This window comes from Acinetobacter sp. YH12131 (assembly GCF_013418635.1).
GTDB classification, from domain to species: domain Bacteria; phylum Pseudomonadota; class Gammaproteobacteria; order Pseudomonadales; family Moraxellaceae; genus Acinetobacter; species Acinetobacter towneri.
On sequence record NZ_VPBQ01000010.1, the window covers coordinates 12,302 to 24,894 of the forward strand.

The window sequence follows — 12,593 nt, forward strand, 5'->3', positions numbered from 1 at the left end:
ATTCAAATTTCAGACTGAATTTGAACTGTTTTACTTGGCTTTATGATAGCCGATTGCACAAAAAAAGCTATGGAATAAGTGGTTGAATTTAAAAATGAATTTAGAGTAATTGCTCTATTTTTGTGAGCTGTATATCTTTATTTTTACCATGAAATAAAGCTAATGCAAAGACATACAAAGAAAAATTAAAATAAAAAAGCATCCTGTTGAAATTAATCAGCAGGATGCCAGTACAAAGTTTGAACTGATGAGTTTTTATACGGCTGCTAAAGCTTGCTCTAAATCAGCAATTAAGTCATCGGCATGTTCAATCCCGATGGACAAGCGCACCATATCTTCACTCACACCTGCAGCCTTGAGTTCATCTGCACTCAACTGACGGTGAGTGGTGGTCGCAGGGTGGCAAGCCAGACTCTTAGCATCGCCAATATTGACCAAGCGTGTGAATAATTGCAGCGCATCAATAAAGCGAGTTCCGCCTTCACGACCATCTTGCACGCCAAAAGACAGAATTGCAGAAGGTTTGCCTTTCACATATTTTTGCGCCAATGCATGTTGTGGGTGATCTTTTAAACCTGCGTAATTAACCCATTTCACTTTTGGATGTGACTGTAAATATTCCGCGACTTTTTGCGCATTTTCAGTATGGCGTTCCATACGCAGACTTAAGGTTTCTAAACCTTGTAAAATCAGGAATACGTTATGCGGGCTAATCGCTGCACCTGTGTTGCGCAGAGGTACTACACGTGCACGTGCAATAAATGCCGCAGCGCCTAAGGCTTCTACATAGTTCACACCATGGTAACTTGGGTCAGGTGTATTTAAGGCTTTAAAACGCTCAGGATATTTGCCCCAAGGGAATTTACCGCTATCGACAATAATGCCGCCAATAGACGTACCGTGACCACCAATATATTTGGTCAGTGAGTGAATGATGATGTCTGCGCCAAAATCAAATGATTTTTGCAAGACAGGCGTGGCTACAGTGTTATCCACCACCACTGGAATGCCGTATTCGTGCGCAATTTTCGCAATCGCTTCAAGGTCAATAATATTGCCCAATGGGTTACCAATGGATTCTACAAAGACCAGTTTGGTTTTGTCATCAATCAGGTCGCGTAAGCTTTCAGGCTGTTGATAATCGAAGAAACGTACTTCAATGCCTTGTTTAGGCAAGGTGTGGGCAAATAAGTTGTAAGTACCGCCGTATAAAGTTGATACTGAAGCAATGTTATCGCCTGCTTCGGTAATGGTCTGAATTGCGTAGGTAATTGCAGCCATACCCGATGCTAAAGCCAATGCGCCAATCCCGCCTTCAAGTGCTGCAACACGTTGCTCCAATACTGCAGTGGTTGGGTTCATAATACGGGTGTAAATATTGCCTTGTACTTTTAAATCAAATAAATCGGCACCATGTTGCGTATTATCAAAGGCATAAGAAGTGGTTTGGTAAATAGGCACAGCCACGGCTTTGGTGGTTGGTTCTGGGCTATAGCCTGCATGAATGGCCAAAGTTTCGTCTTTATAGGTCATGTTTACTTCATCTTCGTGAGTTAAATTGGTTTGAGTCTAGCACTTTTAAATATGAAAGAAAGTGTAAAAATGCTGCAATATTTAGCTGTAAATTTGATATAGCAGGCAAAAAGTCCTGTGCTTATCCGCTGATCGCTAGAGTTGTAACAAAGCATGCAAGATGTTTGTGGTGTCTTATTTTTTCTCCGTATTCAGGTATAATACCCGATTATTTTTTCGCTCATTAGAGCAGGGGCTGCTCATCTGAGCCCCAGATTTGGTTTTCTATTGAGGAGTCCTACGTGGCCCAATATATTTATACGATGAACCGAGTGTCGAAAATGGTTCCGCCTAAGCGCGAAATCTTGAAAGACATCTCCTTATCATTTTTCCCAGGTGCGAAAATTGGTGTGCTTGGTTTAAACGGTGCAGGTAAATCGACTTTGCTCCGTATTATGGCGGGCGTAGATAAAGATTTCTCTGGTGAAGCTCGTGCACAGCCAGGCATCAAAATTGGTTATCTTGAGCAAGAACCACCACTAGACCCGAGCAAAGATGTACGCGGCAACGTGGAAGATGGTGTGCGTGAAGCTTTAGATGCTTTAGAGCGTTTAGACCAAGTTTTTGCAGAATATGCAGATCCAGATGCAGATTTCGACAAACTTGCAAAAGAGCAAGAGAAGTTAGAAGCGATTATCCAAACTTGGGATGCACACAACCTGAACAATCAGCTTGAACAAGCAGCGGCAGCATTAAATTTGCCAGCTTGGGATGCTGATGTTAACAAATTATCGGGTGGTGAGCGTCGTCGTGTGGCTTTATGCCGTTTGTTATTGTCTAAACCAGACATGCTGCTTCTAGACGAGCCGACGAACCACTTGGATGCAGAATCTGTAACTTGGTTAGAGCGTTTCTTAAAAGACTTCCCGGGTACGATTGTGGCAATTACCCACGACCGTTACTTCTTGGATAACGTTGCAGAATGGATTTTAGAACTTGACCGTGGACATGGTATTCCATATCAAGGTAACTACTCTTCATGGTTAGAGCAGAAAAATAACCGTTTAGAGCAAGAACAGAAGCAAGAAGAATCTTTTGCTAAAGCCTTGAAAAAAGAATTGGAATGGGTACGTTCCAATGCGAAAGGCCAGCAAAAGAAAAACAAAGCGCGTATGGAGCGTTTTGAAGAGCTTAACTCGCGTGAATTCCAACAGCGTAACGAAACTTCTGAAATTTATATTCCACCTGGCCCACGTTTAGGGAACAAAGTGGTGGAAGTGGAAAACATCAGCAAGTCATTTGGTGATCGCTTACTTTACGAAAACCTTTCCTTTACTGTGCCGCCTGCAGCGATTGTGGGGATTGTCGGTCCAAACGGTGCGGGTAAAACGACTTTATTCCGTATGATGACTGGCGAGCAGCAACCTGATACGGGCAGCGTGACTTTAGGTGACTCGGTAAAAGTGGCTTATGTCGGTCAGATTCGTGACACTCTAGATGATGACAAAACTGTTTGGGAAGAAGTTTCTGGCGGTTTAGACATTTTGAAAGTGGGCGATTATGAAATTGCATCGCGTGCTTATATTGGTCGCTTTAACTTTAAAGGTCAGGATCAGCAAAAACGCGTTGGTGAATTGTCGGGTGGTGAGCGTAACCGTTTACAACTGGCAAAAATTCTACAGCAGGGCGCAAACGTGATCTTGCTGGATGAGCCATCAAACGACTTGGATATTGAAACTTTACGTGCACTGGAAGATGCAATTTTAGTCTTCCCAGGTACAGTGATGGTGGTATCGCACGACCGTTGGTTCCTAGACCGTATTGCAACGCACATCTTGTCATTCGAAGATGAGCAACCAGAATTCTTTACAGGTAACTATACTGAGTTTGAAGAATATCGCCGTAAGAAATATGGTGATGATCTGGCAACCAAACGTAGCAAATACCGTAAAATTGGCGCTTAAGTCTAAAAACTTGAGTTCTCATTAAAAAAACCAGCCGAGAAGGCTGGTTTTTTTATATTTGCTCGATGATGTGGTCTTGTGATCAACCTAGCAACATTTTTCTTAATCTAGATGTAGACCAGTGAGGTTTAAACTTCCCACTCATGTGCACATTCACGGCACTTCCATTTTTTTTGTGACTGCATAAAGGCTTGCATAGAAATTTTGAAATCAGGCAAATCACGATAAAACAAGAAACCTGCAATTACACACAGCACAAATACCGCCACAGTAATGCTTTGTAAGGTTGTGCCTGCACCATCACCAAAAATCCACATGGCGATACTGATCAAGACAAGAAGTAATAAGACAAATACCGCTGGAATAAGCATCACCAAGCTTTTAGGCACAACAGGACGTGGCGTTGTTTGACCTGCCTGTGCAACAGGCATGATTTTTGGGCTTTGACATTTAGGGCATCGGTATTGCATTACAACTCCAAAATTCTAATCTGATCGTTATTCTAACCAAATGTACGGCAAATCAAAAACAGTCTGTCAGAAAACATGGCAATAAAAAAGCCCAAGTCATTGCTTGAGCTTTGTTATAAGATAAATATAATCGATTTATATTCATCTTGAATATGGCGTCCCTACGGGGATTCGAACCCCGGTTACCGCCGTGAAAGGGCGATGTCCTAGGCCTCTAGACGATAGGGACTTGATGAGGCAACACAGGTAAAGCCTTATTTAAACTTGGTGGAGTCAAGCGGGATCGAACCGCTGACCTCTACAATGCCATTGTAGCGCTCTACCAACTGAGCTATGACCCCAGTCTGTGTGAGCGCAATATTAGGGCTATTGCGCGCACACGTCAACAAAAAAATGAATTAAGCTGGATCAATTGCATCATTTTTCGGCAATTTGATGCTTTCATTCAGTTTTTCCCAGACTTTAACTTCTTTTTTGCTTGGTCCGCCAACCACTTCTAAGGCATGACGCAAACGCGCAAAGGTCAGGTCAGGACCAATGGTGACCATGGTTTGCATCACAGGTGTAGATGCGGTTGAACCTGCAATTGCAATAAAGAACGCAGGCATGAAATCACGCAATTTGATTTCCATTTGGTTGGCTAAATCCATTAGGGTTTGGCTCACCGTGTCGTTGTTCCAAGTAAATAGACTTTCTAAACGCCAAATTGCAAATTGTAGGCTTTGACGCACTTGTTCTTCAGACAGTTTTTTACTTTCAAACTGTTCCTTGCTCAAGCTTGGGAAATGGTTGAAGTAATGTGCAGACCAATTGACCGCTTCTGAGAGTAAATTAATACGCGGTTGAATCGCGGCAGCAATCTCTTCCAATTTGGCACGATCTGCTTTCCAAGCCAATAAGGTATCTAACAGCTCAGCAGGTGAAAGCGCTTTAATCCATTGACCATTCAGCCAATTGAGTTTTTCCACATCAAAGATAGGGCCGCCTAGTGAAACACGTTGAATATCAAAGTGTTCAATCATTTCGGCTAAGGTGAATTTTTCACTTTCATCTGGCATTGACCAACCCATGCGACCTAAATAGTTCAGCAAAGCTTCAGGTAATACGCCAATGTCTTTGTAGTAGTTGATTGAAGTTGGGTTTTTACGTTTAGATAATTTTGATTTGTCTGGGTTACGCAACAATGGCATGTGGCATAACACAGGCATATCCCAACCAAAATATTGATAAAGCAATTGGTGTTTCGGTGCCGATGGAATCCATTCTTCACCACGAATCACGTGAGTGATTTGCATCAAATGGTCATCGACCACGTTGGCCAAATGGTAAGTTGGCAAGCCATCTGTTTTCAGCAAAATTTGCATATCGACTTGCGCCCATGGAATTTCCACTTCACCGCGCAGCATGTCATTAAATTTACATACGCCTTCGGTTGGCACTTTCATACGAATAACATGCGCTTCGCCTGCCGCTAAACGACGCTGCACTTCATCTGCAGACAAGTTTAAACCACGACCATCGTAGCGCGGGCTTTCACCACGTGCTTGTTGTTCTGCACGCATTTGATCTAGTTCTTCGCTAGTAGCGAAGCAATAGAAAGCATGCCCTTGTTCAACCAATTGCAAGGCGTATTGCTTATAAATATCCATACGTTCAGATTGGCGATACGGTGCATGTGGGCCGCCGATATCTGGACCTTCTGCCCAATTTAAGCCTAACCAACGCAATGAATCCAAAATCATTTTTTCAGATTCAGGGGTTGAGCGCAGTTGGTCAGTATCTTCAATACGAAGAATAAATTCACCACCGTGTTGTTTGGCAAAACATAAGTTAAACAAGGCGATATACGCTGTTCCCACGTGCGGGAAACCAGTAGGAGAAGGCGCGATACGAGTACGAACAGTCATAAGCAAAAATTAATTCAAAATGTAAATTGCAACCATTATAACGAAAAAGCCCAAGTACTTAATGTTAAATTCAACATTCTGTACTTGGGCGTTTCAACTGCATTTGAAAAGGGGATTAAAGGCAGTGAGTTTGATGCAGACTTATGAGTTACCTTGCGGGAATAAGGCTTGTACGAAACGGCTAAAACGCTGATTTTGCAAGGCAAAGAAATTTTGAGTTGGGGCAAGATTAATTGAAGTCAGCACTTTTAAATCATTATTCGATTCAAACTTTTGCTTGTCTGCCTGTTTTTGCTGGGTAATGGCTTTTTCAATTAAAGAGCCTTTTGCCTCAGTTAAATTGGTTTTGCTTTCAGCAGATTTGATCACTGCACTGTGACCGACTGTACTTAAGCTGAGTAATACTGCGAACATGAGTTTAGATTTCATTTTGATTCCCCCTTTCCTTTATGAGTGAACTCACAATTTATAAATTGTTTTAATCACTTTAATATTTAATCACAAAAATCATAACAAAAGTAGATTTGCGTCACACTCTTAATAAGATCTTTATCATCATTTACTCACTATATACCGATTTTTCAGATGATCTTTGATTTAGAACATGTTGTAACAAACAACTGTGGAGATATCGTGAAGATTGTTACAAAAGTCACAATAAAATAGTTTTGAAGCGGGTTTGATTGCTGTGATGTCGCTTATTTTACCGTTAAGTCTAAAAACGGATCAAAGTTTTATTCACTTTTCATATATCTAATCCATAAAAAGGTATAAATTTGGAATAAACGCCGCATCTTGAATTAAATTGATTAAAAACAATTAATTAAAGCTAAATTATTTGAATTTAATCATTTTTTGCATGTTTTTTACAAATTGCGCAGCGCCTGAGCATTGCATATATTGAGCGACAGATTAAAGGTGATGTGTGCTGTAATGAAAACTCAATTGAAAGCTTTATTGGCTGCTGCGCTATTGGCAACAGGTTTTGCTGCAACGACTGCTCAGGCTGCAGATCGTCAGTTTTTAAATGTATCGTATGATGCAACCCGCGAATTTTATGATGAGTTTAATCAGTCGTTTGGTCAGTACTGGAAAAAACGTACGGGTATCACTGTAAATTTTAAGCAATCACATGGTGGTTCGGGTAAGCAAGCCCGTTCGGTGGTAGATGGCTTAAAGGGCGATGTGGTGACTTTGGCCTTGGCCAACGACATTGAAGAAATTGTAAAGTCAGGGCAAATCCAAGCAGGTTGGCAAAAAGAGTTCCCACATAACTCTGCACCATATACCTCAACCATCGTATTTATGGTGCGTAAAGGTAACCCGAAACAGATTAAAGACTGGAAAGACTTAACCAAACCAGGTGTAGAAATTATTACGCCAAACCCGAAAACGGGTGGTTTGCCACGTTGGGTGTATTTGTCGGCTTGGGGTTATGCAGAGAAGCAACCGGGTGGTTCTAAAGCCAAAGCACAGGAATTTGTGGGTAAGATGTACCACAATGTGAAAGTGATGGACTCTGCGGCACGCGCTTCTATGACGACATTTGCTGAGCGTGGCATTGGTGATGTGCTGTTAACTTGGGAAAACGAAGCCTTAGTGACCTTAAAAACTTTAGGTAAAGACAAATTTGATATTATTTACCCTTCAATTTCTATTTTGACTGAACCTTCGGTGGCTGTGGTAGACCGTACGGTAGAGAAAAATGGCAATAAATGGTTGGCGACAGGTTATATCAACTATTTATATTCACCTTTAGGTCAGGAGATGGCAGCTAAGCATTTCTACCGCCCACGTAATGAAAAAGTGTTGGCAAAATATGCAGCACAATTTCCAAAGCTAAAAATGTTCACTATTGATGAAGTTTTTGGTGGTTGGGCTAATGCGCAAAAAACACACTTTGTGAATGGTGCGATTTTTGACCAAATTTATAATTCTAAGCGTTAAGTAATACTTCGCTCTCGTCTGATTGATCATCAGATCAACACACAAAAAAATCTCTACGGAGATTTTTTTGTGTCTAAAAAAAGCCAAAAACGGATTTCCCTATGAAAAGTAATATTTATCTACAAAAAGACGTTTGGAGCTTTGTCAAAACAAGGTAATAATGTGCAGTTACATTTTAGCTGTATTGATTGAACCCTATGTCGCATATTTCTGTATTACTTCATGAAACTGTTGATGCCATGTTGGCAGATCGCAATACAGGAATTTATGTCGATGCCACCTTTGGTCGTGGTGGTCATACTCGTTTGTTATTGTCCAAACTTGATGCACAGGCACGGGTTTATGCATTTGATAAAGATCCGCAAGCATTGGCAGTGGCAGCGGAATTGGCTCAGCAAGATTCACGTTTTCAGATTATTCATGCCAGTTTTGCCGACCTACAGCAAGAGTTGAATGCTTTAGGCATTACACAGGTGGATGGTGTGATGGCCGATTTAGGCGTGTCCTCACCACAGCTAGATCAGGCCGAGCGTGGCTTTAGTTTTATGAAAGACGGCCCGCTTGATATGCGTATGGACAATTCACAAGGCCCGACTGCAGCAGAATGGCTGGTGGATATTGAAGAAGAAGCCTTAGCCAATGTGATTTTTCAATATGGTGAAGAACGTTATAGCCGCCGTATTGCCAAAGCCATTAAACAGGCGGGTTATATTGAAACCACCGCACAATTGGCTGAAATTGTAAAAGTTGCCCATCCGAAGTGGGAAAAAAACAAACACGCTGCAACGCGTACTTTTCAGGCAATTCGTATTGCGATTAATAAAGAATTAGAAGATATTGAAAACTTCTTACCGCAGGCGGTTGAGGTATTAAAACCCGAAGGTCGTTTGGCTGTAATTAGCTTCCACTCTTTGGAAGATCGTTTAATTAAACAGTTTATTCAAAAAGAATCGAGCCTGCCTGAAGATTCGGGTTGGGGCTTGCCACAACAGCAACAAGATACACGTCGATTGAAAAAAATATCACGTGTGCGTGCCAGTGATGAAGAAGTCAAAGCCAATCCACGCTCACGCAGCGCATGGCTACGTGTTGCAGAACGATTAGCTTGAAAAGGCCAATAATGAAAACTGAAACCGTTGAAAAAAATCAATCTCAAGTGCGACTGAAAAAAATGGTCGCCTATTTTATTTTATTGGCGCTGGTATTTATCAGCGCGATTATGGTGGTGTTTCAAGTGTTTGAATATCGCCATGATTATCGTGAGCTGAGTTCTTATATGCGCGAGCGGGATGACTTAAATGCCGAATGGGGGCGTTTGTTAATTGAACAGCAGACCTTTGGTGCAACTGCACAAATTGGCACCCGTGCGGTGACGCAACTGCGTATGTATTCACCGCCCGCACCGCAAACTGTGGTGATTTCTTTGCCTACAACCTCAGAACAACAATAAGGCGAGTTGCACATGGTCGATACGCGTAAAAAGCAAACCCGAAAGAAACAGCAATCGGTAACTGGAAAAAATGCCATTCATGTAGAAATGTGGCGTTTTTACTTAATGTGGGCTGTGGTACTGCTGGTGTTCGTGGCACTGGTGGGACGTGCTTTTTATGTGCAAATTGTAAACCATGACTTTTTACAAAACAAAGCCAATGCCAATATTTTAAGAACAGAAAAGCTCAAAGCTATGCGCGGGGTGATTTATGATCGCCACGGCGTGCCTTTGGCAATTAGTACCCCTGTAATGAAAGTGGTGATTGATCCACGTGATTATTTTGACAATAAAAAACTGTTTGAAGAAATTACAGCCGAGTTGGAAAAAAATCCGACCAGTCGTAAATTGCAGCGTCAATTGCCAGATAAAAACTTGAATTTAGATGAACTTGCCGATGCAGTTGGGATGGATCGCCAAGAACTGAAAAATAAAATGAACGAGCGTCCGCGTTCACGTTATTTGGTTTTACAAAAAGAAGTGCCGCCGCAACAGGCAGAGCTGATTCTAAAACGTAATTTCCAAGGGGTATATACCGAGAAAAACTATAAGCGTTATTACCCGCAGCCACAGCCGAATGCACAAATTATTGGTTTGACCAATAGTGAAGGCACAGGCATTGAAGGCTTGGAAATGCAGCTAAATACCCGCTTGGCAGGCGTGGATGGCGAACAGCAAATCGTGCGCGATAAAAAGGGTAACCGTGTCAAAGACCCAGAAGTGGTGAGAGAGGTTGAACCGGGCGAAAATATTACCCTGAGTATCGACTCACGTTTGCAATACATTATGTATCGTGAATTGACTGCAGCAGGGGTGGCAAATAATGCCCGTTCAGCCACAGCAATTGCGGTAGATGTGAAAACGGGTGAAATTTTGGCGATGACCAGTTGGCCGTCGTATAACTCGAATGACAAAAAAAGTTTGTCCAATAAAGATGCCATGCGTAACCGTGGTGCGGTGGATTCTTTTGAACCGGGTTCGACCATGAAGCCTATGACGGTGGCAATGGCACTGGAAAGTGGCAAATATTCACCGAATACCGTGGTCAATTTAAGTGGTGGTTCAATGCGGGTGGGTAATCACACCATTCGTGATACCCACAATTATGGCTCACTGACTTTGGCGGGAATTATCCAAAAATCGTCAAACGTGGGTGTGGCGAAAATTGCTTTATCTTTACCGTATGCAACCTTACCGACTTTTTATAAGCGTTTAGGGTTTGGTGCGCGTTCTGCAGTGAAATTTCCGGGTGAAAGTGCAGGTTTAATTTTGCCGCCAAGCAAGTGGAATGTGTCGGAAGTGGCGACCATGTCTTATGGTTATGGTTTGAACGCCACTGTGCTGCAATTGGCAGATGCCTATGCCATGCTTGCCAATAAAGGCGTAAAAATGCCGCTGAGTTTATACAAATTAGAAGAACAGCCTAAAGGCGAACAAATTGTTGATGCTAAAATTGCCGATCAAGTTCTACTGATGATGGAAGCCGTAACGTTACCCGGTGGTACGGCACGTCAAGCCAATATTCCAGGCTATCGGGTTGCAGGTAAAACGGGAACAGCGCATAAACTTCGTGCAGACCGCAAAGGCTATTCACAGACTGAATATCGTGCCTTGTTTGCTGGGGTTGCGCCAGTCAGTGATCCGCGTTTAGCCATGGTTGTCGTGGTGGAAAATCCAACAGGACAGTATTATGGTGGTTTGGTGGCAGCGCCTGTATTTGCTCGTGTGATGCAAGAATCTTTACGTTTAATGAACGTACCTTTAGATAAACCTTTAGAAACTCCCAACATCCAATAACAGGTGACGCATGTCTATCAGCTTTCAACATATTTATCGCAGTTCTCGCGTTGCAGATTGGATGACACAAGACTTTCAGGGCTTTCAACTTGACAGCCGCCATGTGACAGCAGGGCAAATTTTTATTGCCCTGACCAGTTTATCGCAGCCTGAAAAAACCGCACAATTTGCACAAGCAGCTTTAGATCAAGGTGCTTTGGCGGTGATTTCGGAAACTGAACTGGCAGTTGCCAATAATTTGGTGGTGCCAGATGTGCGTCAGCGCATGGGACAGTGGCAAAAACAATATTTACAAGCACGACAGCCTGTACCTTTAGCGCGTATGCTTGCAGTCACGGGCACCAATGGTAAAACCACGATTTCCCGCTTAATTGCTGAGTTGTTAATGTTACAAGCCCAACGCTGTGCGGTAATGGGCACCACAGGCAACGGAATTTTGCCTAATTTGGAAGCTTCAACACATACCACTTTAGATGCCTTGCAACTGCAAAATGCTTTATACAGCTATGCACAACAGGGGGCAAAATTTGCCGCAATTGAAGCCAGTTCACATGGTTTGGAGCAAGGGCGCTTAAATGGCTGCGATATTGAAATTGCGGTATATAGCAACCTGAGCCGTGATCATTTGGATTATCACGGTACTTTAGAGGCGTATGCTGCAGCCAAAGCCATGCTGTTTCAGTTTGCCAGTTTAAAAGTTGCAATTGTCAATTTAGATGATGAATATGCTGGGATCATGCTGCAAGCGGCGCAACAGAACCCTGCGCAACCGAAAATTTTGACTTATTCCACGCAGCAAGCGGCAGACTATCAAGTACAGCAGATTGAATACAGTCTGAATGGTGTACGTTTCCATCTACAAACTGCTACGGCAGAATATGTGGTGCAAAGTCCGTTGCTCGGACATTTTAATGTTGAAAACTTGGTCGCGAGTTTAATCGCAGCAGAGCAAGCAGGTTTTGCATTACAGGATTTAATACACACGACTGCACAACTCAAAGGCGCACCGGGGCGTATGCAAGTGTTGCGTGATGCAGAGCGTTTATTTGTGGTGGATTATGCACACACGCCAGATGCCCTAATTCAAGTGTTGCAAACCTTAAAACGCCATGTTAGCGCACAGCTTTGGGCGGTGTTTGGCTGCGGTGGAGATCGGGATCGTGGTAAACGCCCACTGATGACCCAAGCGGCATTGGACTATGCCAATGTTGTGCTTTTGACTTCTGATAACCCGCGTACAGAAGATCCTTTGCAAATTTTTGCCGATATGCAGACAGGTGTCGATTTGTCGGTGGCACAGAGCCATGAAATTCATGATCGTCGTGAAGCGATTAAATATGCAGTCAAACATGCACAGTCAGGCGATATTGTCTTGATTGCAGGCAAAGGTCATGAAAACTATCAAGAAATAGATGGGGTAAGACACTGGTTTGACGATGTGGTTGAAGTGCAATCTGCGATAGATGCACAGCATTGTTCACCTTCTGCTTATCCTGCCCAATAAGGA

Annotated in this window: 10 protein-coding genes and 2 tRNA genes; 6 read left to right on the top strand and 6 right to left on the bottom strand. The window is 42.7% G+C overall.

Annotated features, from left to right (window positions below; translation table 11 throughout):
* Nucleotides 1-255: 255 nt before the first annotated feature.
* Nucleotides 256-1,533: an O-acetylhomoserine aminocarboxypropyltransferase/cysteine synthase family protein gene (locus tag FTU66_RS08610; protein ID WP_019838216.1), complete on the bottom strand. Its 1,278-nt coding sequence runs from the start codon at nucleotides 1,531-1,533 to the stop codon at nucleotides 256-258.
* Nucleotides 1,534-1,814: 281 nt separating this feature from the next.
* Here FTU66_RS08610 and ettA point away from each other — a divergent pair, with 281 nt between their 5' ends.
* Nucleotides 1,815-3,476: an energy-dependent translational throttle protein EttA gene (gene ettA, locus FTU66_RS08615; RefSeq protein ID WP_180112647.1), complete on the top strand. Its 1,662-nt coding sequence runs from the start codon at nucleotides 1,815-1,817 to the stop codon at nucleotides 3,474-3,476.
* Nucleotides 3,477-3,604: 128 nt separating this feature from the next.
* Here the strand turns inward: ettA and FTU66_RS08620 are convergent, their stop codons facing one another.
* From FTU66_RS08620 to FTU66_RS08640, 5 genes are all read right to left on the bottom strand, one after another.
* Entirely contained in the window at nucleotides 3,605-3,946 is a 342-nt protein-coding gene (locus FTU66_RS08620) for a hypothetical protein (RefSeq protein WP_004974430.1), read from the bottom strand.
* Nucleotides 3,947-4,099: 153 nt separating this feature from the next.
* Nucleotides 4,100-4,175, bottom strand: a tRNA-Glu gene (locus FTU66_RS08625).
* 36 nt (nucleotides 4,176-4,211) lie between these two features.
* Nucleotides 4,212-4,287: transfer RNA gene (locus FTU66_RS08630), tRNA-Ala, on the bottom strand.
* Nucleotides 4,288-4,344: 57 nt separating this feature from the next.
* Nucleotides 4,345-5,853 (bottom strand): glutamate--tRNA ligase, encoded by a 1,509-nt coding sequence (gltX, locus tag FTU66_RS08635; protein ID WP_096901292.1) that lies wholly within the window; start codon nucleotides 5,851-5,853, stop codon nucleotides 4,345-4,347.
* Nucleotides 5,854-5,994: 141 nt separating this feature from the next.
* A complete protein-coding gene (locus tag FTU66_RS08640) occupies nucleotides 5,995-6,282 on the bottom strand; it encodes a hypothetical protein (RefSeq protein WP_004974433.1) in 288 nt (95 codons plus the stop codon).
* Nucleotides 6,283-6,786: 504 nt separating this feature from the next.
* Here FTU66_RS08640 and FTU66_RS08645 point away from each other — a divergent pair.
* The 5 genes from FTU66_RS08645 (at nucleotide 6,787) to FTU66_RS08665 (ending at nucleotide 12,590) form a co-directional block, all read left to right on the top strand.
* Nucleotides 6,787-7,800 (top strand): sulfate ABC transporter substrate-binding protein, encoded by a 1,014-nt coding sequence (locus FTU66_RS08645; RefSeq protein ID WP_180112649.1) that lies wholly within the window; start codon nucleotides 6,787-6,789, stop codon nucleotides 7,798-7,800.
* Between the two features lie 197 nt (nucleotides 7,801-7,997).
* Nucleotides 7,998-8,909, top strand: coding sequence for a 16S rRNA (cytosine(1402)-N(4))-methyltransferase RsmH (rsmH, locus tag FTU66_RS08650; protein WP_180112651.1), 912 nt, complete (start codon nucleotides 7,998-8,000; stop codon nucleotides 8,907-8,909).
* 11 nt (nucleotides 8,910-8,920) lie between these two features.
* Nucleotides 8,921-9,250: a cell division protein FtsL gene (gene ftsL, locus FTU66_RS08655; protein WP_104852659.1), complete on the top strand. Its 330-nt coding sequence runs from the start codon at nucleotides 8,921-8,923 to the stop codon at nucleotides 9,248-9,250.
* A gap of 12 nt (nucleotides 9,251-9,262) precedes the next feature.
* The gene (gene ftsI / locus FTU66_RS08660; protein WP_180112653.1) at nucleotides 9,263-11,086 is read left to right on the top strand and encodes a penicillin-binding protein PBP3; all 1,824 of its coding nucleotides are present in this window, start codon (nucleotides 9,263-9,265) and stop codon (nucleotides 11,084-11,086) included.
* A 10-nt stretch (nucleotides 11,087-11,096) separates the two neighbouring features.
* Nucleotides 11,097-12,590 (top strand): UDP-N-acetylmuramoyl-L-alanyl-D-glutamate--2,6-diaminopimelate ligase, encoded by a 1,494-nt coding sequence (locus FTU66_RS08665; protein WP_180112655.1) that lies wholly within the window; start codon nucleotides 11,097-11,099, stop codon nucleotides 12,588-12,590.
* Nucleotides 12,591-12,593 lie beyond the last annotated feature (3 nt).